This is a genomic window from Modicisalibacter luteus DSM 23508, from assembly GCF_000378505.1.
Taxonomy (GTDB): Bacteria; Pseudomonadota; Gammaproteobacteria; order Pseudomonadales; family Halomonadaceae; genus Modicisalibacter; species Modicisalibacter luteus.
Window position 1 is genome coordinate 1 of record NZ_KB899992.1, and the last position, 25,956, is coordinate 25,956.

Consider the following 25,956-nt stretch of genomic DNA (forward strand, 5'->3'; position numbering starts at 1 on the left):
GGTCATCGAGTGCAACGACACGGCCGAGGTGAAGCGGGTCGCCGAGCATCTGGAAGGCCAGCTCACCGTCACGTTGCAGATGGACGATGCCGACCTCGACGCGGCGCGTGCGCTGCTGCCGACGCTGGAGCGCAAGGCGGGCCGCGTGCTGGTCAACGGCTGGCCGACCGGGGTCGAGGTGTGCCATGCCATGGTTCACGGCGGGCCGTACCCGGCGACCTCGGACAGCCGCACCACCTCGGTGGGTAGCGCGGCGATCTTCCGCTTCCTGCGCCCGGTGTGCTACCAGGCGCTGCCGGAAGGGCTGCTGCCCGAGCCGCTCAAGGAGAGCAACCCGCTGGGGCTCAAGCGGCTCTATGACGGCAAGCGCGAAGGCTGATTATCGTAGCTGAACGATGAATGACCGAGCCGGCATGGGGCGACCCATGCCGGTTTTTTGTATTCACGATCAGTATCTAAGAACAAGAGTGTGGTTGTTCGCGGCAGTCCTTTTCACAGATATATTTTTATTTTGTTTATAAAAACAATCTCTTGGTGAGGTTTTTCAGTGAGGTTCGCTGTATTCAGACAATATTTGCCTCATATATAAAACGTTATCTTTCCTTGGCTAAAGCGTTATTGGGCTTTGGTGGTATCCACTAATGTCGATATTGCTGGTGGATAAAGAGAGGGCTAGGTTTTATGACATATGATGTATGACATAAGGTTTGCGCTTCGGAGCATCTACGAAGTGTGACGTAAAACTTATCATCTTCGCCAAATAAATAAGGATAACCAGTGAATTTCACCAGAGAGGGTGTCATCAGTGCCATCGGGGATGGCTTGTTGTCGTTTCCCATTACCGATTTTGATACCAGCGGCAACTTCGACGCCGAAAGCTACCGCAAGCGCCTGGAATGGTTCGTCAGCCATGAGATTTCCGCCGTGTTCGTGGCTGGCGGCACCGGCGAGTTCTTCAATCTGAGCCTGGATGAATACCGCGAGATTGTCACTCTGGCCGTTGAGGCGGTGGGAGGTAAGGTGCCGGTCATTGCCAGCGCGGGGCTGAGCGTAGGTGGCGGCCAGGCCTTTGCCAAGGTCGCTGAAGATGCCGGCGCCAACGGTATCCTGCTGATGCCGCCGTACCTGACCGAATGTCCGCAGGCGGGGCTCGTGGAGTACGCCCGCCAGATCTGCGACTCGACAACCATCAACGTCATTTACTACAACCGCGGCAATGGTGTACTCGACGCCGATGCGGTCCAGAAGCTTGCTGATGCCTGCCCTAATCTGATTGGCCTGAAGGACGGCAAAGGGGATATCCAAGCGCTCAACAAGATCGTCAAGACCGTCGGGGATCGCCTGGTCTATGTGGGCGGCGTGCCAACGGCGGAAATCTTCGCCGAAGCGTATCTCGCCATCGGAGTGAATACCTATTCCTCGGCGGTGTTCAATTTCGTGCCTGAGATGGCGCTCAAGTTTTATCGTGAACTTCGCAACGGCAATAAGGAGGTCGTCAAACAAATTACGCAGGAGTTTTTCATTCCCTTCATCAATCTTCGCGATAACTGCAAAGGTTACGCCGTGAGCCTGATCAAGGAGGGCGCCGACATCATCGGTAAGCCTGCGGGAAGTGTACGCTCACCGTTGGTCATGCCGACCAGGGAAGAGCGTCAGGAACTCAAGCAACTCATCGATATCGCCAACCAACTATAAACAGAACAACACTCTTCTTACTGGGAGACATGTCATGAAAAAAACAATGCGCCAAAGCATTTCCAACGGTTTGAAGGTCACTGCGGCGGCCAGCGCACTGACAGTGCTATCGCTGCCTGCATACGCCGAGCAGTGGCGCGGCTGGAACATCCATCCGCCGGGTTACCCCAATTCCGTTGCCCTGGAGAGTTTCGCCAAGGAAGTAGCGGAAAAGACGGAAGGGCGTGTCGAGCCCAAGGTCTATCACAACGCCGTACTCGGCGATCAGCCTGATGCCATCCAGCAGACCCGCAACGGGGCGCTGGACTTCGCCAACTTCAACATGGGCCCGATGGGACCCATCGTACCGGAAACCAACGTGTTGTCGTTGCCGTTCATCTTCAAGAGCGTCGATGACATGCACAAGGTCATGGACGGCGAGATCGGCCAGCGTTTCGCCGATGCACTGGCTGAGAAGGACCTGGTCGCGCTGTCCTGGTTCGATTCAGGCGCACGCAGCCTCTACAACACGCAGCGCCCTGTAGAAACGCCGGCTGATGTCGAGGGGCTAAAAGTCCGTGTCATGAACAACGACCTCTACGTGGACATGATCGATGCGATGGGCGGCAATGCCACGCCGATGTCCTACGGAGAAGTCTATCAGTCACTCAAGACCGGCGTACTCGATGGGGCAGAGAACAATTACCCCTCCTATGAGTCAAGCAACCACTTCGAAATTGCCCCGTATTACTCCCTGACCGAGCACTTGATCCTGCCGGAGTGCCTGTGTATCGCTAAATCCTCATGGGAATCACTCTCTGAGCAGGATCAGGAAATCGTCCGGCAAGCGGCTGTGGCAGCGGCCGAGGAGCAACGTCAATTGTGGGCTGAGCGCTCCAAGGCAAGCCGTGAAAAGGTGCTTTCCGAGGGCGTGAAGATCAATGAAGTTGCCGACAAGTCCGCCTTCCAGGAGAAGATGCAGCCTATCTACGCGGAGTTTGTTAAAGCACATCCGCAGCTCGAGACGCTGGTGAATGATATCCAGGCAGCACAATAACCCTTGAGCGAAATGAACACCCTCATGCCGCTACCGGCATGAGGGTGTTTTGAAAAGGATTCCATCGTGAGTTCCTATTCCGACCAAATGAGTGACCAGAGCGAAGCACAGGCCCCGGCTCGGACAAGGCTGGATAGCGTGCTGGATGGGCTTGCTCAGCTTTGCATCATCGTATCGGGAGTGCTGCTGGTTTTCCTGATCATTTCCTTCGGTTGGCTCGTCTTCGGGCGTTACGTGCTGAACGATACACCGACGTGGGTAGAGCAATCTTCGTTGGTCATCGTCGTATACATCACCTGTCTGGGGGCTGCCGCCGGTGTGCGCAATAACAGCCACCTCAGTATCGACTTCATTCGTGAGGGCCTGCCCAGGCTGCCTCGCGAAATCATGCGCTACATCGCAGATCTTTTCGTCATCGTCTTTGGTGGCTTCATGGCCTGGCAGGGCTGGATCATGGTGATGGACAACCTCACCCGGGCCATTCCCATGATCGGCATTTCCGAAAGTTGGCGAGCTGCACCGCTGGTGGTCTGCGGAGTCCTCATGATCCTGTTCTCCAGCGTCAATGTCATCGAACGCACCATTAGAACGACTCTAGGGAGGAAGTAACGACATGGGGCTAACAATACTCTTTGGCCTGTTCTTCCTGGGGCTCATTGTAGGCGCGCCGGTCGCCTTCGCTGTCGGTCTGGCCGCCGTCGGGGCCTTTCTGTATGAAGGCTTGCCGCTCTTCGTAGCCTTCCAGCGTGTACTTTCGGGAATTTCGGTGTTTTCACTGCTGGCGATTCCCTTCTTTATCTTTGCCGGCGAATTGATGCTGCATGGCGGCATCTCGGATCGCCTGGTCAAGCTGGCTTCCGCTGCCGTTGGCCGCGTACGCGGTGGGCTGGGGATGGTCAACGTCAGCTCTTCCATGCTGTTTGGTGGTATCTCGGGATCCGCCGTGGCTGATGTGTCGGCGCTGGGCTCGATCCTCATTCCCGTAATGAAGGAAAAAGGCTATGACGCCGACTATGCAGTCAACGTCACTGTCACTTCCTCCATCGCGGGGGTAGTCATTCCACCGAGCCACAACATGATTCTCTATGCCGTGGCCGCCGGTGGCGGCATCTCGGTCACCAAGCTGTTCATGGCCGGGATCGTGCCAGGCGTGCTGATGTGCCTGACATTAGCCATTGCGGCCTATCTGGTGGCGGTCAAGCGCGGCTATTCCGGCGAGGCGTTCCCGGGTTGGCATGCCTTGATCATCAGCTTTGCGGCGGCACTGCCTGGCCTGATGACGGCAGTGATCATTGTCGGTGGGGTGCTCTCGGGCATTTTGACGGTGACCGAATCGGGTGCCTTTGGTGCCATCTACGCTATCGTCGTGACGGCGTTGGTTTATCGCCAACTGCGCTGGGAACCCTTCAAGAAGGCGGTTTATCAGTCTGTTAGAACCACGGCACTGGTCATGATTCTGGTGGGCTGCGCGTCGGCATTCTCCTATCTGCTTGCGCTATACAGCGTGCCGGAGCTATTGAGCGATGCGCTTCTTCAGATTTCGGACAATCCGCTCGTCATCCTGTTGTTACTGAACCTGCTTCTGCTGGGGTTGGGCATGGTAATGGACATGGCGGCGCTGATCCTGATCTGTACGCCGATCTTCCTGCCGATTGCCATGCAGTTCGGGATGGACCCGATCCAGTTCGGCATCATCATGATGATGAACCTGGGGCTGGGCCTGTGCACGCCGCCTGTCGGTGCCTGTCTGTTCGTCGGGAGCGTGATCGGCAAGATCAAGATCGAGCAAGCCGTCAAAACCATATGGCCGTTCTATCTGGCCCTGTTCATTGCGCTGATGCTGGTGACCTATGTGCCAGCCATCTCGATGACGCTACCGAACATGATGGACTGATGCTTGAAACGAGCGGACTAAGGACATTCGTAGATGAAGATCGACAAAGTACATACGCATATTCTTGATCATCCACTGGAGACCGCCTTCGAAAGTGCATCGATGCGCTTCGAGCGGCGCCAGCACTGCCTGGTGGAGATCGTCTGCGACGATGGCACGGTAGGTTGGGGCGAGTGCCTGGGCCCGGCGAAGGCGAATGCCTCCGTCGTCGGGATCTATGCCGCCGGGCTGATCGGGCGCAACCCGCTGGAAACCGAGAAACTCTGGCTGGAACTTTACAACCGGCTTCGCGACCAGGGGCAGCGCGGCCTGACGGTCACGGCACTGAGTGGAATCGACATCGCGCTGTGGGACATCAAGGGGAAACATTACGGGGCTTCCATCTCTGAATTGTTAGGCGGACGCTTTCGCAACAGCGTGCGGGCCTATGCTACCGGCTCCTTCCGGCGTGAGGGCGTCGACCGCGTGCAGGACATCGCCGCGGAGGTCAGCGGCTATGCCCGCGAGGGCTTCCATGGCGTCAAGATCAAGATTGGTTTCGATGTCGAGGAAGATCTGCGAGTGATCGCCGCCGTGCGCGAGGCGATCGGCCCCGGTCGGCGGCTTATGATCGATGCCAACCATGGTTATGACCTGCTCGAGGCGCTCGAAGTCGGCAAACGCGCCCAAGCCTACGGGGTCGACTGGTTCGAGGAGCCGGTACTGCCTGAGCAGATCGGCACCTACCGCGCCGTGCGCGAGGGCCAGCCGTTACCCGTGGCTAGCGGTGAGAACTGGCATGGTCGCTACGCCATGCTCGAGCCGTTGTCGACGCGGGCGGTGGACATTGCCCAGCCCGATGTCTGCGGTGTCGGTGGGTTTACCGAGATGCGCCGCGTCGTCGACATGGCGGCGATGTTCGGTGTACGCCTGGTGCCCCATGTCTGGGGCACGGCGGTATGTATCGCAGCCAGCCTTCAGGTCATGGCCGCCTTGCCCCCGAACCCGCCGCGCCGTGAGCCCATAGAGCCGATCATGGAATTCGATCGTACCCATAATCCGTTTCGCCAGGCTGTGGTAAACACGCCGCTGGAGCATGACGGTGGCGTTGTCGCCATTCCCGATGGTCCCGGCCTCGGTATAGAGATCAACCGCGATGCGTTACGGCAATACGCACTGAAGGAGGCATGAGCGTGTCAGATATCCCCGCCAACACACGTCCCCTCGATGGGCCGGCCCCTGTGCTGAAGGCACCGCCGGGAGCAACCGACTGCCACATCCATATCTACTTGCCGGGCTTCGAAGCGCAGCCCGGCGGGCCAGCGATTCCCGAGCTTGCTACGGTGGAAGATTACCGCCAGGTACAGCGGCGCCTGTCGCTGGAGCGTGTCGTCGTCACCCAACCCAACGCCTACCAGCTCGATAACCGAGCGTTGTTGCAGGCGTTGGATATGTTCGGCACGCAAACGGCACGGGGTATTGCCGCCGTCACACCGGATACGCCACAGCATGAGCTCGAGGACTGGCATGCACGCGGCGTACGTGGGGCGCGCATCATGCAGTTGCCGGGTGGCGCCGTGAAGATCGACCGCATGCTGGATGTCGAGCGGGTCATCAAGCCGCTGGGCTGGCACTTGATGGTCCAGTTCAACGGTCGTCATCTCGACGATTACGTGGACGAGCTTCGCAAGATCGAAGGGGAGTACATCATCGATCACATCGGCAAGTTCATGGACCCGGTGCCAGCCGACGACGCGCGGGTCGACGAGATACTGCGCCTGCTCGACAAGGGCAATGCCTGGTTCAAGGTCTGCGCAGGCTATGAGGCCAGCGTGACGGGCGGCCCGCGTTACGAGGACATCGGTGCCATCGCCCGGCGAGTCATTGCGCACGCGCCCGATCGCATCCTGTGGGGGAGCAATTGGCCACACGTGGGCGTGCCACGCTCGCAGTACCCCGACGATGCCGAACAGCTCGATGTGCTGCTGCACTGGGCTGAGCCCGACGTGCAAAAGAAGATTCTCGTCGATAACCCGGCGCGGCTTTACGGGTTCTGAGCCCAAGGTTATTGCCAGCTTCCGACAACAACCCAAAACCACTAGGAGACAATCATGTTGAACCGCTTACTGGTCACAGGCGCTGCTGGGGGTGTCGGCCAGGCTATTCGCCCCTATCTGTCACGCTTGGCCAAAACCGTGCGTCTATCGGATATCGCTGATCTGGGCGAGCCCGCTGCCCATGAAGAGCTGGTGACCTGCGACCTGGCCGATGCCAAGGCCGTTCATGATCTGGTGTCTGGCTGCGACGGGATCATTCACCTGGGGGGCGTCTCGGTCGAAAAACCTTGGAACAGCATCCTCCAGTCCAATATCGTCGGCACGTACAATATGTACGAGTCCGCTCGCCATCTCGGCAAGCCGCGCATTGTCTTCGCCAGTTCCAACCACACCATTGGGTTCTATGAGCGTACCCGCAAACTCGATACCCAAGTACCGCGCCGGCCCGATTCACTCTATGGTGTTTCCAAGTGTTTCGGTGAGGACCTGGCCAGTCTGTATCATGACAAGTTTGGCATCGAGACCCTGAATGTCAGGATCGGGTCGTGCTTTCCCAAGCCCAAGGATCGGCGCATGATGGCGACATGGCTAAGTGTGGAAGACTTCATGCGTCTGATGCAGCGCGCATTTGCTGCGCCCAAACTGGGCTGTACCGTAGTTTATGGGGCGTCGGACAATACCGAAAAATGGTGGGACAATGGCGCTTCGGCGTTTCTGGGCTGGACACCCCAGGATAGCTCCGAGCCGTGGCGTGACGAGGTTGAAGCCGAGGACACGGGGCTGCGACCCGACGATCCGGCGGTCATCTATCAAGGCGGCAAGTTCGTCACCTTTGGCCATCCGGACGATGAGGTATGAGTTCGCAGGCTGCCTTCCAGGCAGCCTGCGCTGATTTCGGCACGTGGCGGCGACGCAGCCACGTGCCGGCCGATGAATGTTTTGGGTAGTGGAAACGGCTATGACAGGTAAACCGGAAAATCTGGCAACAGTGGCACAGTTGAATGTACAGAAGCTCTCACGAGAGGGCAGCCTGTCAGTGCACGTGGCCGACCAATTGGAGACCCTGATCACCAGCGGTGGCATCACGGTCGGTCAGAAACTCCCCACTGAAAACGGGTTGTGCGAGTCATTCGGCGTCAGTCGAACGGTCATCCGCGAGGCCATCACGCACCTCAAGTCCTTGGGGCTGGTTGAAACCCGGCGCGGCGTGGGCACCACGGTGATTCGCACCTCGGCGGTCGAAGCCATGCCCGCTGAGCGGATCAGCCCCACCACGGTCGAGGACATACTGCATGTGCTCGAGCTACGTCTGAACCTCGAGCCGGCGGCGGCCGAACTGGCGGCGCAGCGTCATGACGACGATGATCGGCGCATTCTTCAGGAAAAGCATGACGCCTTCATCCGGGCGCGTGCCGAGAAGACTCAAGCACGCACCGAAGATTACGAGTTTCATTATGCGATTGCGGAGGCGACCAAGAATCCCTTCTTCAAGGCGTTCTACGAGCAACTTAGCCAGAGCGTGATTCCGCGTGCCAAACTGATGAGCATCGAAATCAATACCTCCTCGACGGATAAGTATCTGGCCCGAGTCGAGGAGGAGCACACCTACATTCTCGAGGCGATTCTCGCCCGTGATCCAGCGACAGCCCGCGAGATGATGTATCAGCACCTCAATCGCGCCCGCAACATGTACGCCAAGTTTCAGGAAGCATGACCGGGGGAGGGCGGCCCCATGATCGTCCTGCAAATGACCGGCTCAGATTAGTCCGCTCAGGGTGAGCAAGAATATGCCGAGGCTCACCGTGAGCATGCAGCTGAACGTGGATATTACAATGATGTTGGCGGCCAGCTTGGTGTCGGCATTGGCAGCCTTGGCCATGACGAAACTCACGGCGGCGGTTGGGCTGGCCAGAAAGAGAAACAATGTTCCCAGGGCGGCATCGCGATAACCCAGCATCAATGCGCCCAACACGCCCAGCGCCGGTAGCCAGACAGTCTTCCACAGGCTGGCATCAAGCGCCAGGCGGCTTCCCGCCTTGACCGACTTGACCGATAGCGTCCCACCGATACAGATCAGCGCCAGCGGCAGCGACATGGAGCCGAAATAGTCACCCGACGTCATCAGCCATGACGGTAGAGGAATCTGCCAATAGGCGACAGGAATGGCTATCAGGACGCTAAGTATCAGTGGGTTTTTGGCCAGGTTGCGAAGAATCGATCCGATATCCGACTGAATGCTGGGGCTATAAATGGCCAGCACGATGGCAGACAGGATGTTGTAGATCACGATGATTGCCCCGGCCATGATGCCACCCAGGGACAAGCCGAAATTGCCGTACATGCTGGCGGCCAGTGCCAGACCGACGATACCGCAGTTGCCACGAAAGGCCCCCTGGACAAAGACGCCACGTTCCTCGATGGGGCAACGCCAGATTGCCCAGCCCCAGGCGAGCAGGAAGCTCAGCGTCGAGTAGCCCAGAAAATAGCCGATCAGGCCCGGCTGAAGCATGTCCAGGTCAGCCTTGATGATGCTCAGGAACAGCAGGGTCGGCATGGTTGCCTTGAACACCAGCATCGAGGCTGTAGAGATGAAATGCGCATCGATCCAGCCGATACGTTTCAGGACGATACCGAGAAAGACCATGGCGAAGACCGGCAAGGTCACGTCCAGGGTATGGAGAAAGACGTCCAGCAATGCCATGCGGGGGTGAGCCTCCTAGCGTACCAGCCAGAAGCCGACGGCCAAGGCGGCGATCACCGTCAATAAGAACAGGCCATTGCGAAGGCGGGTATCACGGGGCGGGCGAGGCTTTGGCACGAAAGGATCCTTCTTGGTTATGGCAAGAGAAATTCATACGAGCGTATGATTGGCGATAACGGCCATACATGGTAAACCCGTTAGCCTGCTAGGCCTAGCGTAACCGCCTTGACCACATCGCTGCCGAGGAATGCCGACATGATCACTGCCACTGAACTGACGCTGGCCGAAGGCCGGCTTGCCGCCTTGAGCTGGGGCCATGAAGAGGCCCCGACCTGGCTGGCGCTGCATGGTTGGCTGGACAATGCGGCCAGTTTCTCGCGATTGGCCCCACGATTGGCAGAGCGGTTGGGCATTCGCATCGTTGCGATCGACTTTGCCGGCCATGGCTTGTCTCGGCGCCACCCGGCCGGCGTCGATTATGCCATCTGGGACTATATCCACGACGTGCTCGATGCCTTGTCCTCCCTGGGGATGGAGCGTGCGACGCTGCTTGGACATTCAATGGGCGCAGGAGTGTCCTGCCTGGTCGCGGCCGCCTTGCCCGAGCGAGTCGAACGGTTGGTCCTGATCGACGGCATCGGAACGCTGTACACGCCTGCTGAGGACACCGCCAATCAATTGCGCAAGGGTATTCTGGGACACCGTCGGCGCACCTCATCCGCCCCGCACTATCCGGATGTCGAGACGGCCGTGGCGGTCCGGGTCAGTGGGGGGGTAACCCCCATCGATGCTGCCACGGCGGAGCCGTTGGTCCGGCGCAACCTGGATATCGAGCCAGATGGTACATGCCGGCTGCGCACCGATGGGCGGCTGCTGCGTCCTTCATTGGTGCGTTTCTGTCCCGAGCAGGCGCTGGCTCTGCTGGGTTCCATCGATAGGCCGGTGCTACTGATCGAGGGCGAGCGGGGTATCCTGGCCGAGCGCGATTTCGCGCAGAACGCCCGGTCGGCGATTCGGCACCTGTCGCGACATATCCTGCCCGGCGGCCATCATTTGCATCTGGAGCCTTTAGCTGTTGCTGCGGTGGCCGATACTATTGCCGAGCATGTGGATGCGGGGTTGGTAGGGGAAGAGCATGGCTAAACGCATCGCACTGGTGCTGGGTAGTGGCGGCGCCCGTGGCTACGCTCACATCGGTGTCATCGAAGAAGTCGAGGCGCGGGGGTACGAGGTTATTGCTATCTCCGGTTGCTCGATGGGGGCCGTCATCGGCGGTATTTATTCGGCCGGCCAGCTCGAGAGTTATCGCACCTGGGTCTGCCAGCTCGATTACTTCGATGTACTCAGGTTGGTTGATATCACCTGGAATGCCATGGGGGCGATGCGGGCCGGCAAGGTCATGGGCAAGCTCAAGGAGCTGATCGGGGATATCTGCATCGAGGATCTGCCGATTCCATTGACCACGGTGGCCACCGATCTTACCCGACAGCGTGAGGTATGGTTTCAGAGCGGTTCGCTGCTTCAGGCCATCCGGGCTTCCATTGCCGTGCCCGGCCTCATTACCCCGCTCAGGATCGGCGACCAGATTCTGGTCGACGGTGGGTTGCTCAACCCGCTACCGATTATTCCCACTGTTTCCGCCCATGCCGACCTGATCCTGGCGGTGAACGCGACCGCCCAAACCCATCGGCCTGTCTCGCTCGAGGAGTTGCTTCCCCCCGACGAGGCCGCCGAAGAGCATGCGCGTGAAGCTGCGCTCGAGGCACAGGGCAAGGGAGTCTACGGATGGGTCGGGGGTATGCGCACCCGGGCCCAGCGTATGCTCAACGGAAGCGGGGCGCCTATTGTCCCCGAGGGGAGAGAAGGGGAGACGGAACGACAGCGGGCTACCGAGCGTGCATGGAGCAAACTCGACATCATGCTGGCCTCGTTCGAGATCACCCAGGCGGCCCTGGCCAAGTACAAGATTGCCGGCTATCCGCCGGACGTACTCATCGACATTCCCAAGACGGTATGCGGCGCCTATGAATTTCACCGGGCCGAAGGGCTGATTCGTTTAGGAAGACACTTGGCTTCCCAGGCATTGGATCGTTACGAAGGCAAGGCCGACGGCGGTCAATCTGTCATCAGCGAGCCACCGGTAGGTAAGCCGGCCAACTGATATGGGCTAGGGTGGCTACACCTCCCCCCGTCGACGCAGCAGGACATATATGGCACCAGTGCCGCCATCGATGTCGCGGGCCGAGCAGAAGGCCAGCACCGTCGGCCATTCACGCAGCCAGGCATTGACGTGGCTCTTGATCACCGGGTGGTCGGCCATGCCGGTCCATGCCTTGCCATGCACGACCAGTACACAGCGCATTCGGTTGTCACGGGCTTCGCGCAAAAACTCTTCCAGTTCGTGGCGGGCCTCATCAAGCGTATAGCCATGCAGGTCAAGGCCGGCTTCCCAATCGATCTGGCCGCGCTTCAGGGAGCTGCGCGTGCGGTAGGGCAGATCGGGCACCGCAAAGTCCAATGCCTCGCTGGGCCGGACCGGCTCGACCCGGCCATCACTGGTGCGGCTGGACGGGGTGTCGGGGGAGGCGGCAGTGGCCGCGACGCGACGCTGGGCGAGTCGGCCATCGTCCCGGCGGGGCTTGCCGGGGTCGGCACGATCGCTGGTTAGTCGCCGTACGCCGGCCTCTTCGAGGGCCTGGCGAAACAGGGAGACTTCCTCCTCGTCAGGCGTACCGCGGCGTCGGCTCATGTCGAATCTCTCGGTCGGTTGATGGGGCTCTGGCAGGGAGCGCCCAGTATAGCGACTTGGCAGTGACTGTGAACCGCCGCGCTCGGCGGGTACAATCAGCCCTCCATGTCATTGTCATCTACAGGACGTCGTGTGACCGCTTCCCGACTCGCCGCCGTATCCACGCTCAGTCTCGACGACACGCAGTTAGCTGACGAGCTACTGACCCTGCGAGATTGCCTGCGCTGGGCAACCAGCGAATTTCACACCCAACGCCTGCATTTCGGGCATGGCACGGCGAGCGCCTGGGACGAAGCCGTGGCGCTGGTGCTCGGCGCGTTGCATCTGCCCTGGGATGTCGATCCTTCGGTGCTCGATGCGCGCCTGCTGAACATGGAACGGCAACGCATTGTGGCCCTGGTACGTGAGCGCATCGAGACGCGCCGCCCGCTGCCTTATCTGCTCGGAGAGGCGTTCTTCGCCGGCTACCCCTTCGACGTGGATGAACGCGTACTGATTCCACGCTCGCCGATCTCCGAGTTGATCGAGCATGACTTTGCCGCCTGGTTTCCCGACTTTCCTCCAGCCCGTGTACTCGACATGTGCACCGGCTCGGGGTGCATCGGCATCGCCACGGCCTTGCACATGCCGACGACCGAAGTCGACCTGGTGGATGTCAGTGCCGAGGCCTTGGACGTCGCCAAGGCCAATATCACCCGCCACGATGTCGGGGCGCGTGTACGTGCGGTGCTTTCGGACCTGTTCGACGGCGTGACGGGGCAACACTACGACCTGATCGTCGCCAATCCACCCTACGTGGATGCCCGGGACCTGGCTACCATGCCGGCGGAATTCCAGCATGAACCTGCGCTGGCCCTGGGGGCCGGCAAGGATGGTCTGGACATCGTGCGCCGTCTCCTGCGCGAGGCACGGACCCACCTCAATGACGATGGGGTGCTGATCGTCGAGGTCGGCAATTCGGATCGTCACCTCGAGGCGGCCTTTCCCGAGGTACCGTTCCTGTGGCTGGAGTTCGAGCGTGGTGGACACGGCGTTTTCGCGCTGACCGCGCGGGAACTCGACGAGTACGCGTCTTACTTCACTTCGCCTGAGTCTCTTTGAGGATCGCTGCATGTCCGGCAATACCTTCGGTAAGCTGTTCACTGTAACCACCTTCGGCGAAAGCCATGGCCCGGCGTTGGGCGCCATTGTCGACGGTTGCCCTCCAGGGTTACCGCTGACCGAGGCTGACCTGCAGCACGATCTGGATCGGCGTCGGCCGGGGTCGTCACGTTACACCACGCAGCGTCGTGAGCCGGACGAGGTGCGTATCCTTTCGGGGGTCTTCGAGGGCGTGACTACCGGTACGCCGATCGGACTGTTGATCGAGAATACCGACCAGCGTTCCAAGGACTATTCCGACATCAAGGATCGCTTTCGTCCGGCGCACGCCGACTACACCTACCATCACAAGTACGGACTACGGGATTACCGGGGCGGAGGCCGCTCCAGTGCGCGCGAGACGGCGATGCGTGTCGCCGCCGGGGCGATCGCCAAGAAGTACCTGGCCATGCAGGGAATCCAGGTGCGTGGCTATATGAGCCAGCTCGGGCCCATTGCCATCGAGTTCAAATCCTGGGAGGGCGTCGATGACAATCCCTTCTTCTGTCCCGATCCTGACAGACTCCCCGAACTGGAAGCCTATATGGATCAGCTGCGGCGCGATCAGGACTCGGTCGGAGCCAAGATCACCGTAGTGGCCGAAGGTGTGCCGGTGGGCTTGGGTGAGCCGGTCTTCGACCGGTTGGATGCCGAGTTGGCCCACGGCCTGATGAGCATCAATGCGGTCAAGGGCGTAGAAATCGGTGACGGCTTCTCGAGTGTCGTCCAGCGTGGCAGCGAGCACCGCGACGAGATGTTGCCGGAGGGCTTCCAGTCCAACCATGCCGGCGGTGTGCTTGGCGGTATCAGTTCCGGTCAGCCGATTATCGCGCACTTGGCGCTCAAGCCGACCTCGAGCATCACCCAGCCTGGGCGCTCCATCGACATCGACGGCAATCCGGTCGGGGTGATCACCAAGGGGCGTCATGATCCCTGCGTCGGCATTCGCGCCACACCCATCGCCGAGGCGATGATGGCACTGACCCTGATGGACCATCTTCTACGGCATCGCGCTCAAAACGCCGATGTCTCGGTATCGACGCCGCGCCTGCGTTAACCTTCGAAGCCCTTGGGTCAGTGCCCCTGGCCCTCGGCATGTTGGCGTTCTTCGCGAGTGATTTTTTCGATGTCCACCTGTGGATGGTGGCGGTGGATGAGACTCACGATCTCGTCCTCCTGACTCTCGTGAACGTCGACCATCATGAGGATGGCGCCGCGGCGGATATCGCCGCGATACTTTTTTACCTTGGCATCGGGTACGGAGACGCCGATAAGCGTACTCGCCCACAGCCCGAAAAGCCCACCGAAGACGCCCAGCCCGACGATCATGGCAGTCATGCCCATTGGGCCAGGAATCGCCAGAACCAAGGCAGCGACCAAGCCAATGAACAGGCCTAGAGGCGCGCCGATCATCACACCGCGCTTGGCGGCATCGACAGTGTCGGTCGTCTGCACGAATGTGGCCTTTTTCACCCCGGTATCCTGCCAGGCCTGCGAGTTTCTGGAAGCCACATGGATGTGGCCTTGATCGAGTCCCAAGTCGCTCAACTCCTCGGTAATGTTGGCGGCCGTCTGTGTGTCTGGTGTCAAAAAATAGAGCCGTTGCATCGTGTTCTGCCTTGTAAGCTGTTGTCGGGAAGGGGCACGCTTGATCTGAATCCCAGTGTAGATCGGCATCCGTCAACGCTAAGGCTTGTGACGAAACATCGGCAGGCCTGGAGGGCACCGTGACGGTACCCATTACTGCTACACTCAGGAGACGTTCACTGATCGAGCCCAGCCATGAAAATCCACCTCGAGTTCGACCTGACTCCCGCCGAATTTCGCCAGGCCATGGGGCTGCCCGATGTCGAGTCTTTCCAGCGCGAGTTGATGTCCCGCATCCAGCAACAGATGGAAGCTGGCGTGGAAGGGTATGACCCGTGGAGCCTGATGCAGCCCTTCATGCAGCAGGGCTTGTCCCAGGGTATGACCAACTTTGGCAATTACCAGCAGATGATGCTGGACATGATGCGTCAGGCTGGCACTGGCCGGCGCGCGGAGTCGAGCGAGGAGAGCGATGCCGAGAAAGCGAGCGAAACGCGCCGCTCTAGCGCATCTGCAACATCGCGTCAGTCAAGAAAGAGCTGATAAAGGGCTGGGGCAAGAGTTGTCGAGCTGATTGGTGAATCTACCGGCCTCAGCCATCGTGCTATTGCAACCCTCAGCAAGTGGAAGTAGTCTTTTTGCAGTGCAGCAAAAGCGTATTGCCAACTTCGTGCTTGATCCTCCGGGAGGGATTCGTCATGCAACAGGATCAGTTTTTCAACGCCTTTACCGAGCAGACTCGCAACTTCTTCGAGCCCATGCGCAAGCTGAATGGCTTGATGCTGGACAACATGGAGAAGATGACCCAGTTCCAGCTGGAGTCGATGAAACGCTACAGCCAAATGGGAACCGAGCGCCTGCGTGCCGCGTCGGATATCAAGAATCCCGATGACATGCGCGACTTTGCTGCACGCCAGAGCGAGCTCATGAGCGAATTGTCCCAGCAGATGATGGAAGACGCTCGTGCCATGACCGAGTTGAGCCTTGCCTTCCGTGACGAATTGCAAAAGACCTTTTCCGATGTGAGTCAGCAAGCGATGGATCAGGCCAATTCGACCGCACAGGAAGCCGAGAGCGCGACCAAGGCATCCACCAGTTCACCTTCTTCAAGCAAACCTTCCAGCTCGTCCAATAGCTCACGGGGCGGCAAGAACAATAGTTGATCAGCAAGACCAGCAAGGCCGGCTCTGCCGGTCTTGTCTTGTTTCGTGGGTGCCCTGCAGTTGGGCAGGGCGTCAGGAGGGGATATGCAGTCAGGTTTGCAATTCGGCGTCGGGCCATGGGCCAATGAGGAGTGGGCTGCCAGGTTGGAAACGATCGGGCAGGAATACCAACTGTTAATGCAGGAATTTATTACCCGGGCGCTGCCCGGCGAAGCCGGATCGACTATCTATCAGGATATGCGCGATAACCTGCGTGCAGGCGCTCAAGCATTGGCATTCAAGCCTCAATCCATCTATGGGGCGCAAATGCGTCTCGCACAGGATCAGGCACGGCTCTGGCAGCAAACCCTGCGTGAGGTAGCCGGCGCCGGGGAGCCGGGCAGCCTCATTATCGAGCCGGAACCGACGGACCGGCGTTTCAAGGACGAGGCCTGGCACAATGATCCTTATTACCGCTATATCATGCAGCACTACCTGCTGCTGGTGCGGCTGGTCAATGAACTGATCGAAAGCATTGATAGTCTTCCGACGCAGCAACAGCGCAGCTTGGCGTTTTATGCCCGACAGTACGTCAATGCCATGGCGCCGACCAACTTCGTCACGACTAACCCTGAAGTCATGCGGCTTACCTTGGAAACCAACGGTCAGAACCTGGTCGATGGGTTGAAGCGACTGCGCGAGGATCTGGCCAACTCCGCTGAAGGCATCAATGTGGCCATGACGGACCGGCAGGCGTTCCGCATCGGCGAAAATATTGCCGTAACGCCGGGAGAGGTGGTCTACGAGAACGAATTGATGCAATTGATCCAGTATCGCCCAACTACCGAGCAGGTGTTCAAGACACCGCTATTGGTCGTGCCGCCCTGGATAAATAAGTACTACATTCTGGATCTGCGCCAGGACAATTCGATGATGAAGTGGCTGGTGGACCAGGGCCACACCGTCTTTTTGATCTCCTGGCGAAACCCGGGGGTCGAGCAGAGCGACATCACCTGGGCCGATTACATGCAGATGGGGCCGATCACCGCGATGGAGGCGATCGAACAAGCTTGCGGCGAGAAGTCAGTCAATCTGCTCAGTTATTGTGTGGGCGGCACGTTGACCGCTTCGACGGTGGCTTACCTGACTAGTACCCGGCGAGCACGCAAGGTGCGCTCGGTTACTTACATGGCCACATTGCTGGATTTTCGTGATCCCGGCGAGATCGGCGTGTTCCTCAACGAGACGGTGCTGCAGGGACTCGAACGCCAGATGGAAGCCGATGGCTACCTCGATGGTCGGGTAATGGCGTTCTCGTTCAACCTGCTACGTGAGAACGACCTGTTCTGGTCGTTCTACGTAAACAATTACCTCAAGGGGGAAACCCCGGCAGCTTTCGATCTGCTGTACTGGAATACCGACGGCACCAACCTGCCTGCGGCGACGCACGGCTGGTATCTGCGTAACATGTATCTTGAGAATCGACTGGTCGAGCCTGGAGGTATCGAGCTCGATGGCGTCAAGATAGATTTGCGCAAGATCTCTACGCCCAGCTACTTCATTTCCACTCGCGAAGACCATATCGCCAAATGGCAGTCCACCTATTACGGTACCCAGTTGCCCAAGGGGCCTGTGACCTTCGTACTGGGTGGTTCCGGCCACATTGCCGGTATCGTCAATCCACCGTCGCGCACCAAGTACGGTTACTGGACCAATGACGAGCTGCCCGATACGCACGAAGCGTGGCTGGAAGGCGCGACGCAGAACGAAGGCTCCTGGTGGCCGCACTGGCAGGCCTGGATGACTGACAATGGCTATGTCGATGCCGATAAGCAGGTGCCGGCACGTCAGCCCGGCGAGGGCGAGCTGAAGATCCTTGAGCCGGCCCCCGGGCGCTATGTCAAACAGACCATTCCCGAAGTCCTGGGGCTACTTGAGCGCTCTGCAGATCATGCCGAAACTGCGGCGGGAAGCGAGGCCGAGGTGGCCGAATCCCCTGGGCAGGAGCTCAGCCAGGAAAAACACTAAATTTCCTATGCCAGCCACCCGCACTTCGGTGCGGGTTTTTTTAGTTGCGTTCGATGGCTTGATCCAGCATTTCCATCATTGACCGCGCCGCATTGGAGAGCGTACGGCTCTTGTGCACCAAATAACCCAGCGGGCGCTCAATGGGCCGATGGTCGATGGGCAGCACATGGACCTCGCCATCGATCAGCGATTCCGGCAGCACGCTCCAGCCGAGGCCGATAGCGACCATCATTTTTAGCGTCTCCAGATAGTTCGTCGAGAGAGCTACATTCACCTTCAGGCCGTCACGGGCGAAGGTATCGACGACAATACCACGCGTAAACGTCAGGTGACCGGGCAGCACGGCATCGTAGTCTGACAAGGCCGATAGGGGCAGCGTGCCGTGACCGGCCAATGGATGATCCTTGCCGCAAACGAAGCGCAGGCGGTCGGTCCAGACCGGAACCACCAGCAGTTGCGGGTCGGGCACCGGGGCCAGGGTTACCACAGCGATTTCCAGCTCTCCATCCAGCACACCCTGGTACGCCTGCTCGGAATCCAGAAAGCGCATGTCCATACGCACCTCGGGGTGTGCCTGGGTATAGGCCTTGAGAATAGGCGGCAAGCGATGCAAGCCAATGTGATGGCTGGTTGCCATGGTCAGGCTGCCTCCGAAGCTTCCGGATAGGTTGGCCAGGGCGCGGCGGCTGTCGTCCACCATCACTAGGATCTCCCGGGCGCGCGGCAGCAGCACGCGGCCGGCTTCGGTCAGGCTGACCCGGCGACCGATGCGGTCGAACAGTCGAGCGCCGATCTGGTCTTCCAGAGTGGCGATACGTTTGCTGACGGCGGGCTGAGTCAGATAGAGCTGTTCCGCGGCTAGCGAGAACGAGCCGTGATCGGCGACGGCCAGAAAGGCTTGAAGGCTTTGTGTATCCATGTGGTTTTCCAAGATGTAGACAAAGTTATTATTCCATTTTGGAATCCAAAGGATAAAGAACATGAATTGATTTTATGCGAGGTGGCCCGTAGTCTCCTTCAAGTGACGGCGACCGAGAGCGCCGCAAATACCGGACATGACCGAGCTCAGCCGAGCACGCTGGAGGAAACCCATGGCAGGCCAGACGCTTTACGACAAGTTGTGGTCGCAACATTTGGTCAAGGAGCGCGACGACGGTAGCGCATTGATCTACATCGATCGGCAGCTGCTGCACGAAGTGACGTCACCTCAGGCCTTCGAGGGCCTGCGTCTGGCCGGACGCAAGCCATGGCGGCTGGATGCCAACCTGGCCACGCCTGATCACAACGTACCAACCACCGTGAAAGAACGGGCCGCCGGCAACGCCGGTATCATCGATCCGGTCTCGCTGATCCAGGTTCAGACCTTGGACGATAACTGCGAGTCCTTCGGCATCGAGGAATTCCGCATCAACGACGCCCGTCAGGGTATTGTCCATGTCGTAGGCCCTGAGCAGGGTGCGACCTTGCCGGGCATGACCGTGGTCTGCGGCGACTCGCACACCGCGACCCACGGTGCTTTTGCGGCACTGGCCCATGGCATCGGCACGTCCGAGGTCGAGCACGTGCTCGCCACTCAGTGTCTGATCGCCCAGAAGATGAAGAACATGCGCGTTCGCGTCGAGGGCAAGCTCGGCCTCGGCGTGACCGCCAAGGATATCGTCCTTGCCATCATCGGACGCATCGGCACTGCTGGCGGAACCGGCTATGCCATTGAGTTTGCAGGCAGTGCAATTCGCGACCTGTCGATGGAAGGGCGTATGACCATCTGCAACATGGCCATCGAGGCCGGGGCGCGGGTCGGTCTGGTGGGCGTCGATGACAATACCATTAATTACCTGCGCGAACGTCCGTATGCGCCGTCCGCAGATCATTGGGATGCGGCGGTCGATACGTGGCGCAGCCTGGTTTCCGACGACGATGCGGTGTTCGACAAGGAGGTGGTGCTCGACGCCGCCGAGATCGCACCGCAGGTCACCTGGGGCACCAGCCCCGAGATGGTCGCCTCGGTCGAGGATGTGGTGCCCGACCCGACCGTCATCGGCGACGACACTGTCAAGCGTGGGGTGACCCGGGCGCTGGAATACATGGGGCTGGCGCCCAACCAGAAGATCACTGACATACGGCTCGACAAGGTATTCATCGGCTCGTGCACTAACTCGCGCATCGAGGATCTGCGCGAGGCGGCCAAGGTGGCCAAGGGCAAGAAGGTGGCCGATTCTATCAAGTTGGCGATGGTGGTGCCGGGTTCTGGACTGGTCAAGCGTCAGGCCGAAGCCGAAGGGCTCGACAAGATTTTCCTTGAGGCTGGCTTCGAATGGCGCGAGCCGGGCTGCTCCATGTGTCTGGCGATGAACGCCGACAAGCTTGGTGCCGGCGAGCATTGTGCCTCGACTTCCAACCGCAACTTCGAAGGGCGACAGGGCTACGGTGGACGCACCCACCTGGTAAGCCCGGCCATGGCTGCTGCGGCGGCAATCGCCGGTCACTTCGTCGACGTGCGTCAGTTCGCCCAACAGCCCCAGGAGGCCTGAACCATGCAACAGTTTACCCAGCATCAGGGTCTGGTGGCGCCGCTTGATCGGGCTAACGTCGACACCGACCTGATCATCCCCAAGCAGTTCCTCAAGTCGATCAAGCGCACCGGCTTCGGGCCCAACCTGTTCGATGAGTTGCGTTATCTCGACGAGGGCTATCCGGGACAGGATGCCTCGAAGCGCCCTTTGAACCCCGATTTCGTACTCAATCAGCCTCGCTACCAAGGGGCCAGCGTGTTGCTGGCACGGCGCAATTTTGGCTGTGGCAGTTCGCGCGAGCATGCGCCTTGGGCGCTCGAGGATTTCGGTTTCCGAGTAGTCATCGCGCCCAGCTTTGCCGACATCTTCTACAACAATGCCTTCAAGAACGGCATTCTGCTGATTGCCTTGGACGAGGCGACGGTAGATCGCTTGTTCCAGGAGACCGAGGCCACCGAAGGCTATCGCCTGGAAGTCGATCTTGAAGCGCAGACGGTGACCACGCCCTCAGGTGAGGTGATCCGTTTCGATATCGATGGCTTCCGTAAGCATTGCCTGCTCAACGGTCTCGACGACATCGGCCTGACGTTGCAGGAAGAAGGCGCCATCCGCGAGTTCGAACAACGCCACCGCCAAACTCAGCCGTGGCTATTCCGCTAACTTCATAACCACAACGCTGGACGCAAACCAGGGATGCTTCTTCGAAGCCCGCGCAAGGACAGCGCTTCATTCAAAACGACCGGGCAGACAGACGTGGCCTGCCGGGTCCTGGCCAGAGTAAGCACATGAGCCGCAAAATTCTCGTTCTGCCGGGTGACGGTATCGGCCCGGAAATCACCGCCGAAGCGGTCAAGATCCTTAACGCCTGCCGCGATACCGGCCTGGGCATTACCCTTGAGGACGGGCTCGTGGGTGGCGCCGGTTACGAGGCTTTCGGCGAGCCTCTGCCGGCCGAGACATTGGACAAGGCCAAGGCCGCCGATGCCATCCTGCTCGGTGCCGTCGGTGGCCCGCAGTGGGACAAGCTGGAAGACATCAGCAAACGCCCCGAGAAAGGCTTGCTGGGACTGCGCAAGAATCTCAACCTCTTCGGCAATCTGCGCCCGGCACTGCTTTACCCGCAGCTGGCCGAGGCCTCCAGCCTCAAGCCGGACGTGGTATCGGGGCTCGATATCATGATCGTGCGCGAGCTGACCGGTGGCATCTACTTCGGCCAGCCGCGCGGTATCGAAGAGCGCGATGGTCAGCGCGTTGGCTTCAACACTTATGTCTATTCGGAGTCGGAAATCGAGCGTATCGGTCGCGTCGCCTTCGAGATGGCTAAGAAACGCAGTGGTCGGCTGTGCTCGGTCGACAAGGCCAATGTGCTCGAAGTCACAATGTTGTGGCGTGAGGTCATGGAGCGTCTGTCCGCCGACTATCCGGATGTCGAACTCTCGCACATGTACGTCGACAATGCTGCCATGCAACTGGTACGGGCTCCCAAGCAGTTCGACGTCATCGTCACCGGTAACATGTTCGGTGATATCCTGTCTGATGCTGCGGCCATGCTGACCGGATCGATCGGCATGCTGCCTTCGGCATCGCTTAATGAGAGTGGTCAGGGCATGTACGAGCCCTGCCATGGCAGTGCGCCGGATATTGCCGGAAAAGGGCTGGCGAATCCGCTGGCGACAATTCTTTCCGTGGCGATGATGCTGCGCTATACCCTCAACGAGAGCGCACTTGCCGAGCGCATCGAACGGGCAGTGGGTAGCGTGCTCGACGAGGGGCTGCGTACGGCCGATATCGCCTACGAAGGAACGCGCAAAGTAACTACTACCGAGATGGGTGACGCCGTGCTCGAGGCCTTCCGGGCACAGCGCTGAGCGCCGCGCCGTTGGCCTGGCGTCCAGGCTCGGTCTGATCGCGCCCGTGGCACCCGCGGACGCACACCGGCAGCAAGGCTGTCGGTGACACTTGGAATTCAGGAGGACTTCACATGTTGAAAGTCGGTTTTGTCGGTTGGCGTGGCATGGTGGGCTCGGTGCTCATGCACCGTATGCGCTCGGAGAATGACTTCGCCGGCATCGAGCCGGTGTTCTTCACCACCTCGCAGGTCGGCCAGCCGGGGCCAGACATCGGTGTGGACGTGCCCCCGCTCAAGGATGCCTACGACCAGAACGAACTCAAGTCGCTGGACGTGATCGTGACCTGCCAGGGCGGCGGCTACACCGATGAAGTGTACAAACCGCTGCGCGAGTCTGGCTGGAAGGGATACTGGCTGGATGCAGCCAGCACCTTGCGTATGGCCGACGAGGCGACCATTGTCCTCGATCCGGTCAACCGCCACGTGATCGATGCCCAACTGGCCAAGGGCGCCAGGACTTTCGTAGGCGGCAACTGTACGGTCAGCCTGATGCTGATGGGTCTGGGTGGGCTGTTCGAGGCCGACCTGGTGGAGTGGATGACGTCCATGACTTACCAGGCGGCTTCCGGCTCCGGCGCCAAGCACATGCGCGAACTGCTCACCCAGATGGGTACGCTACGCGACTCCGTTCAGCATGAACTGGACGATCCAGCCAGTGCCATTCTCGATATTGACCGCAAGGTATCCGAGTCGATGCGCGGCGACCGTTTCCCCGTCGAGAACTTCGGTGCGCCGCTGGCTGGTGGCCTACTGCCGTGGATCGACAAGCCCATGGATAATGGCCAGACCCGTGAGGAGTGGAAGGGCAGCGTCGAGACCAACAAGATTCTCGGCCACGGTGCCAACCCGATCCCCATCGATGGGCTCTGCGTGCGTATCGGGGCGATGCGCTCTCACAGCCAGGCCTTTACCATCAAGCTCAAGAAGGACGTACCGCTCGACGAAATCGAGGATCGCCTGGCCAAGCACAATGAGTGGGTCAAGGTGGTACCCAACGAGAAGGAGGCGACCCTGCGTGAGCTCACGCCAGCCGCCGTGTCAGGCACCATGAACGTGCCGGTGGGGCGCCTGCGCAAACTGGCCATGGGCGGCGAATATCTCACCGCCTTTACCGTTGGCGACCAGCTGTTGTGGGGCGCGGCCGAGCCGCTCAAGCGCATGCTGCAGATCCTGCGCGAAAAGTAATCGCTGCGCCGTTACCCATATCAAACGCCTCCCACTCGGGAGGCGTTTTTGTGAGAGCAAATAACGGGTATTCACAGGGCTTTTCGTTTAATGCTTTGGTACGGTTTTATGGTACTTATGTCGGCAAAGTTAATACGAACGCCGCTACGTGGCTACTGATGGCGGCGGGCATGTCAGGGGATAAGATGAGACGCACTGTATCGCTGGCCGTCCTGGCCACGTTGGCGACGGCGAGTCCTGGCTTGCATGCGCTGGGCCTGGCTGAACCCGAGGTAAGGTCCAGCTTGAGCGAGCCGCTGCAGGCTCGTATCGCGATATCCGATCTGGATGGCTTGGACCCCAGCCATCTTCGCGTACGGCTGGCTAATGCCGAGGCGTTCACTCAGGCTGGCTTGTCACGCAGTGCTCTGGCTGAAAGTGTGCAGATGTCTCTCTCTCGGCAAGAGGGGCAGCTGTCGGTCATGCTGAGTACCGACAAGCCGGTCCATGAACCCTATCTCGATCTGCTGCTGGCGCTGGAGTGGCCGAATGGCACGCATCGCCGTCAAGTTACGTTATTGCTCGATCCACCCGGCTATGCCACTACGGCAGCACTCATCGGCAACGGAACAACATCCTCCGAGCAAGTGCCACATATAGCCCAGTCAACCCCGCTGCCATCGGCCTCGCCGATGAGAAGTACAGAGCGCTTGCCTGCCGTTCCAGTTGGACAGGCCCATCGTATCGAGGTCAAGCCCGGTGATACCTTGGGGCGCATTGCTGAACGTGTCTCCCGACCGGCCGGTGTCAGTGTCGAGCAGATGATGATGGCACTGTTCCGCACCAATCAGACGGCATTTCCCGGTGGCAACATCAATAGCCTGCGCGCGGGCGCCGTACTTGAGGTCCCTGCACAGGAGCAACTGCTGGCCGATTCTGCCAGCAACGCACGCCAGCAGGTCATCCAGCAGAATCAGGTCTGGCAATCGGCGGGGCGTGACGATACGGCATCGACGGGGGCGGAGACGCCACGTCTTACGCTGCTTAGCGATGCCGAGTTGGCCGCTGAAGCTGTATCGGCCAGCAGCGAGGTTCGCGATTCAGGACTTCATCAGCCCGATGCGGCTGAGAATGCACAGGCTGAAGCCAGCGCCCCATTGCGTGACGAGGCGGCCCGTCTGGCAGCGCTGGAAGCCAACTGGCAGGCCAGCCGAGCAGCATTGGCGGAGGTACGTGACGAGCGTGACCGCCTGCAGAACGAGATTGCCTCGCTGCGCGAAGATATGGATGCACTCCGTGAGCAGCTCAGCCAGTCGGTAGTTGCCCCTCCGGCGAGAGTGGCTGAGGAACCTGTACAGCCGTTAGCCATTACCTCGCCAACAGCGTCGACTTCCTCGTCGGCGGCCCAGGCAACTGTTACTACGGCATCGTCTGGCGCGCAGGCCAAGACCGGCCTTTGGCAGAGCATCGTCGATCAGGCAACCTTGATCGGTGGGGGCGCCATTGCCCTGTTGTTGATGGTCTGGGTCATCATACGCCGGCGAAGCCAGCGCGAGCCCGATGAGGGTGGAGATTACAGCTTTCAGCAGCCCATGGGCGATAGTGGCGTGCCTGACTTCGTCGAAAAGGTCCCCGCGACAGTCCCCTTGAGTGTCGCCTCGCCATCTGAAAGCGCACCACAGGCCGAGACTATCAACGAGGCCGACATCTTCATCGCCTATGGACGCTACGAGCAGGCGTGTGAGCTGCTGGAGAAAAGCCTGGAAGGTGAGCCTGAGCGACATGATCTCCGGCTCAAGCTCCTGATCGCCTATACCGAGCTGGGCATGCGCGATGCCGCCAAGAAAGAGGCTGCGCATCTCATGGAGCATGCCGACAACGACTGCCGCTCGGAGGCTGTACAGCTCATGGCACGCTTTAAGGATAATGATGACCAGCTCACAGAGGAGAAGGGCACAACGACGTCATTTCTGGTCAGGGGGCGTCAGGGCGGTGGGAAAGATGGCGGTTCTGGAGGCTTCGGCGCGACAGCATCCGAAGACCTGTCGACACGGATTCTGGACGAAACGGTGCATATCGAGGACGCCGTGGACAATGTGTTCGCCGATGTCGAGCGGATCATAGATTATGAGCCGCCCAGCCTCGAGCCGGAGTATGAGCCGCGTCGTGATGAGTTGCAGCAGCCCAGCGTCGATTTTCCCGAATTTACAGAGCGCTCGTCTCTAGGAGGGTTCGATGATGCTGGCTGGGACATCGAAGAAGTGGCATTCGAGCCTCTGAATCTGGATAATGACCAGCCCGCTACCGACACCACGAAGATCAAGCCGGAGCGCTGAACGGGCAACGCCCCGTTAAGCCGCAG

General features: G+C 59.8%; 24 protein-coding genes and 1 pseudogene. 21 read left to right on the forward strand and 4 right to left on the reverse strand.

Annotated elements, in window-relative coordinates:
• The 9 genes and pseudogenes from F568_RS22375 to F568_RS0106630 all read left to right on the forward strand — a co-directional run.
• Positions 1-379: pseudogene (locus F568_RS22375) on the forward strand (aldehyde dehydrogenase (NADP(+))); the annotation flags it as partial.
• 398 nt (positions 380-777) lie between these two features.
• A complete protein-coding gene (kdgD, locus tag F568_RS0106595; protein ID WP_019017924.1) occupies positions 778-1,695 on the forward strand; it encodes a 5-dehydro-4-deoxyglucarate dehydratase in 918 nt (305 codons plus the stop codon).
• A gap of 34 nt (positions 1,696-1,729) precedes the next feature.
• On the forward strand, positions 1,730-2,731 hold the full coding sequence (locus F568_RS0106600; protein ID WP_051087932.1) for a TRAP transporter substrate-binding protein: 1,002 nt from the start codon (positions 1,730-1,732) through the stop codon (positions 2,729-2,731).
• A gap of 66 nt (positions 2,732-2,797) precedes the next feature.
• Positions 2,798-3,340, forward strand: a complete 543-nt coding sequence (locus F568_RS0106605) for a TRAP transporter small permease (protein ID WP_026300370.1) — start codon at positions 2,798-2,800, stop codon at positions 3,338-3,340.
• 4 nt (positions 3,341-3,344) lie between these two features.
• Positions 3,345-4,625 carry a TRAP transporter large permease gene (locus F568_RS0106610; protein WP_019017927.1) on the forward strand — a complete coding sequence of 427 codons (1,281 nt, stop codon included), beginning with the start codon at positions 3,345-3,347 and terminating at the stop codon, positions 4,623-4,625.
• A gap of 33 nt (positions 4,626-4,658) precedes the next feature.
• Complete coding sequence (locus F568_RS0106615) at positions 4,659-5,795, forward strand: mandelate racemase/muconate lactonizing enzyme family protein (protein ID WP_019017928.1); 1,137 nt, start codon at positions 4,659-4,661, stop codon at positions 5,793-5,795.
• Positions 5,792-6,661, forward strand: coding sequence for an amidohydrolase family protein (locus tag F568_RS0106620; protein WP_019017929.1), 870 nt, complete (start codon positions 5,792-5,794; stop codon positions 6,659-6,661). Before F568_RS0106615 ends, F568_RS0106620 begins: the two co-directional genes overlap by 4 nt.
• Positions 6,662-6,715: 54 nt before the next feature.
• Complete coding sequence (locus F568_RS0106625; RefSeq protein ID WP_019017930.1) at positions 6,716-7,519, forward strand: NAD-dependent epimerase/dehydratase family protein; 804 nt, start codon at positions 6,716-6,718, stop codon at positions 7,517-7,519.
• 100 nt (positions 7,520-7,619) lie between these two features.
• Positions 7,620-8,375 carry a FadR/GntR family transcriptional regulator gene (locus tag F568_RS0106630; protein WP_019017931.1) on the forward strand — a complete coding sequence of 252 codons (756 nt, stop codon included), beginning with the start codon at positions 7,620-7,622 and terminating at the stop codon, positions 8,373-8,375.
• Between the two features lie 42 nt (positions 8,376-8,417).
• On the opposite strand, the gene F568_RS0106635 is transcribed toward F568_RS0106630, so the two are convergent.
• A complete protein-coding gene (locus tag F568_RS0106635) occupies positions 8,418-9,362 on the reverse strand; it encodes an AEC family transporter (RefSeq protein WP_019017932.1) in 945 nt (314 codons plus the stop codon).
• A gap of 255 nt (positions 9,363-9,617) precedes the next feature.
• On the opposite strand from F568_RS0106635, the gene F568_RS22380 reads away from it, so the two are divergent.
• On the forward strand, positions 9,618-10,505 hold the full coding sequence (locus tag F568_RS22380; RefSeq protein ID WP_019017934.1) for an alpha/beta fold hydrolase: 888 nt from the start codon (positions 9,618-9,620) through the stop codon (positions 10,503-10,505).
• The gene (locus F568_RS22385) at positions 10,498-11,523 is read left to right on the forward strand and encodes a patatin-like phospholipase family protein (RefSeq protein WP_019017935.1); all 1,026 of its coding nucleotides are present in this window, start codon (positions 10,498-10,500) and stop codon (positions 11,521-11,523) included. Before F568_RS22380 ends, F568_RS22385 begins: the two co-directional genes overlap by 8 nt.
• A gap of 15 nt (positions 11,524-11,538) precedes the next feature.
• On the opposite strand, the gene F568_RS0106655 is transcribed toward F568_RS22385, so the two are convergent.
• Positions 11,539-12,111: a Smr/MutS family protein gene (locus tag F568_RS0106655; RefSeq protein ID WP_019017936.1), complete on the reverse strand. Its 573-nt coding sequence runs from the start codon at positions 12,109-12,111 to the stop codon at positions 11,539-11,541.
• A gap of 105 nt (positions 12,112-12,216) precedes the next feature.
• On the opposite strand from F568_RS0106655, the gene prmB reads away from it, so the two are divergent.
• Together prmB and aroC are read left to right on the forward strand one after the other, a co-directional pair.
• A complete protein-coding gene (gene prmB, locus F568_RS0106660) occupies positions 12,217-13,212 on the forward strand; it encodes a 50S ribosomal protein L3 N(5)-glutamine methyltransferase (RefSeq protein WP_051087933.1) in 996 nt (331 codons plus the stop codon).
• A gap of 10 nt (positions 13,213-13,222) precedes the next feature.
• Positions 13,223-14,308, forward strand: a complete 1,086-nt coding sequence (gene aroC, locus F568_RS0106665) for a chorismate synthase (RefSeq protein ID WP_019017938.1) — start codon at positions 13,223-13,225, stop codon at positions 14,306-14,308.
• 17 nt (positions 14,309-14,325) lie between these two features.
• Here aroC and F568_RS0106670 read toward each other — a convergent pair whose 3' ends face one another.
• Entirely contained in the window at positions 14,326-14,859 is a 534-nt protein-coding gene (locus F568_RS0106670; protein WP_019017939.1) for a hypothetical protein, read from the reverse strand.
• Positions 14,860-15,033: 174 nt separating this feature from the next.
• Between F568_RS0106670 and F568_RS0106675 the strand changes: the two genes are divergently transcribed.
• From F568_RS0106675 to phaC, 3 genes are all read left to right on the forward strand, one after another.
• Positions 15,034-15,381 (forward strand): hypothetical protein, encoded by a 348-nt coding sequence (locus F568_RS0106675; RefSeq protein ID WP_019017940.1) that lies wholly within the window; start codon positions 15,034-15,036, stop codon positions 15,379-15,381.
• A gap of 155 nt (positions 15,382-15,536) precedes the next feature.
• Positions 15,537-16,001, forward strand: a complete 465-nt coding sequence (locus F568_RS0106680; RefSeq protein ID WP_019017941.1) for a phasin family protein — start codon at positions 15,537-15,539, stop codon at positions 15,999-16,001.
• Positions 16,002-16,085: 84 nt separating this feature from the next.
• Positions 16,086-18,008 (forward strand): class I poly(R)-hydroxyalkanoic acid synthase, encoded by a 1,923-nt coding sequence (gene phaC / locus F568_RS22390; protein ID WP_019017942.1) that lies wholly within the window; start codon positions 16,086-16,088, stop codon positions 18,006-18,008.
• A gap of 40 nt (positions 18,009-18,048) precedes the next feature.
• Here the strand turns inward: phaC and F568_RS0106690 are convergent, their stop codons facing one another.
• Positions 18,049-18,927, reverse strand: a complete 879-nt coding sequence (locus F568_RS0106690) for a LysR family transcriptional regulator (RefSeq protein WP_026300374.1) — start codon at positions 18,925-18,927, stop codon at positions 18,049-18,051.
• A gap of 172 nt (positions 18,928-19,099) precedes the next feature.
• Between F568_RS0106690 and leuC the strand changes: the two genes are divergently transcribed.
• The 5 genes from leuC to F568_RS0106715 all read left to right on the forward strand — a co-directional run bounded on the left by leuC (position 19,100) and on the right by F568_RS0106715 (position 25,930).
• Positions 19,100-20,539, forward strand: coding sequence for a 3-isopropylmalate dehydratase large subunit (gene leuC, locus F568_RS0106695; RefSeq protein ID WP_019017944.1), 1,440 nt, complete (start codon positions 19,100-19,102; stop codon positions 20,537-20,539).
• 3 nt (positions 20,540-20,542) lie between these two features.
• On the forward strand, positions 20,543-21,181 hold the full coding sequence (leuD, locus tag F568_RS0106700; RefSeq protein WP_019017945.1) for a 3-isopropylmalate dehydratase small subunit: 639 nt from the start codon (positions 20,543-20,545) through the stop codon (positions 21,179-21,181).
• Between the two features lie 125 nt (positions 21,182-21,306).
• Positions 21,307-22,389, forward strand: coding sequence for a 3-isopropylmalate dehydrogenase (gene leuB / locus F568_RS0106705; RefSeq protein WP_019017946.1), 1,083 nt, complete (start codon positions 21,307-21,309; stop codon positions 22,387-22,389).
• A 113-nt stretch (positions 22,390-22,502) separates the two neighbouring features.
• Complete coding sequence (gene asd / locus F568_RS0106710) at positions 22,503-23,615, forward strand: aspartate-semialdehyde dehydrogenase (protein WP_019017947.1); 1,113 nt, start codon at positions 22,503-22,505, stop codon at positions 23,613-23,615.
• 185 nt (positions 23,616-23,800) lie between these two features.
• On the forward strand, positions 23,801-25,930 hold the full coding sequence (locus tag F568_RS0106715; RefSeq protein WP_169338659.1) for a type IV pilus assembly protein FimV: 2,130 nt from the start codon (positions 23,801-23,803) through the stop codon (positions 25,928-25,930).
• The last annotated feature ends 26 nt before the right edge of the window (positions 25,931-25,956 follow it).

Excerpts from the sequence above, each read along its gene's own strand:
- F568_RS0106600 (WP_051087932.1), top strand. The coding sequence starts at position 1,730 with ATGAAAAAAACAATGCGCCAAAGCATTTCCAACGGTTTGAAGGTCACT.
- F568_RS0106610 (WP_019017927.1), top strand. The coding sequence starts at position 3,345 with ATGGGGCTAACAATACTCTTTGGCCTGTTCTTCCTGGGGCTCATTGTA.
- F568_RS0106615 (WP_019017928.1), top strand. The coding sequence starts at position 4,659 with ATGAAGATCGACAAAGTACATACGCATATTCTTGATCATCCACTGGAG.
- F568_RS0106620 (WP_019017929.1), top strand. The coding sequence starts at position 5,792 with ATGAGCGTGTCAGATATCCCCGCCAACACACGTCCCCTCGATGGGCCG.
- F568_RS0106625 (WP_019017930.1), top strand. The coding sequence starts at position 6,716 with ATGTTGAACCGCTTACTGGTCACAGGCGCTGCTGGGGGTGTCGGCCAG.
- F568_RS0106630 (WP_019017931.1), top strand. The coding sequence starts at position 7,620 with ATGACAGGTAAACCGGAAAATCTGGCAACAGTGGCACAGTTGAATGTA.
- F568_RS0106635 (WP_019017932.1), bottom strand. The coding sequence starts at position 9,362 with ATGGCATTGCTGGACGTCTTTCTCCATACCCTGGACGTGACCTTGCCG.
- F568_RS22380 (WP_019017934.1), top strand. The coding sequence starts at position 9,618 with ATGATCACTGCCACTGAACTGACGCTGGCCGAAGGCCGGCTTGCCGCC.
- F568_RS22385 (WP_019017935.1), top strand. The coding sequence starts at position 10,498 with ATGGCTAAACGCATCGCACTGGTGCTGGGTAGTGGCGGCGCCCGTGGC.
- F568_RS0106655 (WP_019017936.1), bottom strand. The coding sequence starts at position 12,111 with ATGAGCCGACGCCGCGGTACGCCTGACGAGGAGGAAGTCTCCCTGTTT.
- prmB (WP_051087933.1), top strand. The coding sequence starts at position 12,217 with ATGTCATTGTCATCTACAGGACGTCGTGTGACCGCTTCCCGACTCGCC.
- aroC (WP_019017938.1), top strand. The coding sequence starts at position 13,223 with ATGTCCGGCAATACCTTCGGTAAGCTGTTCACTGTAACCACCTTCGGC.
- F568_RS0106670 (WP_019017939.1), bottom strand. The coding sequence starts at position 14,859 with ATGCAACGGCTCTATTTTTTGACACCAGACACACAGACGGCCGCCAAC.
- F568_RS0106675 (WP_019017940.1), top strand. The coding sequence starts at position 15,034 with ATGAAAATCCACCTCGAGTTCGACCTGACTCCCGCCGAATTTCGCCAG.
- F568_RS0106680 (WP_019017941.1), top strand. The coding sequence starts at position 15,537 with ATGCAACAGGATCAGTTTTTCAACGCCTTTACCGAGCAGACTCGCAAC.
- phaC (WP_019017942.1), top strand. The coding sequence starts at position 16,086 with ATGCAGTCAGGTTTGCAATTCGGCGTCGGGCCATGGGCCAATGAGGAG.
- F568_RS0106690 (WP_026300374.1), bottom strand. The coding sequence starts at position 18,927 with ATGGATACACAAAGCCTTCAAGCCTTTCTGGCCGTCGCCGATCACGGC.
- leuC (WP_019017944.1), top strand. The coding sequence starts at position 19,100 with ATGGCAGGCCAGACGCTTTACGACAAGTTGTGGTCGCAACATTTGGTC.
- leuD (WP_019017945.1), top strand. The coding sequence starts at position 20,543 with ATGCAACAGTTTACCCAGCATCAGGGTCTGGTGGCGCCGCTTGATCGG.
- leuB (WP_019017946.1), top strand. The coding sequence starts at position 21,307 with ATGAGCCGCAAAATTCTCGTTCTGCCGGGTGACGGTATCGGCCCGGAA.
- asd (WP_019017947.1), top strand. The coding sequence starts at position 22,503 with ATGTTGAAAGTCGGTTTTGTCGGTTGGCGTGGCATGGTGGGCTCGGTG.
- F568_RS0106715 (WP_169338659.1), top strand. The coding sequence starts at position 23,801 with ATGAGACGCACTGTATCGCTGGCCGTCCTGGCCACGTTGGCGACGGCG.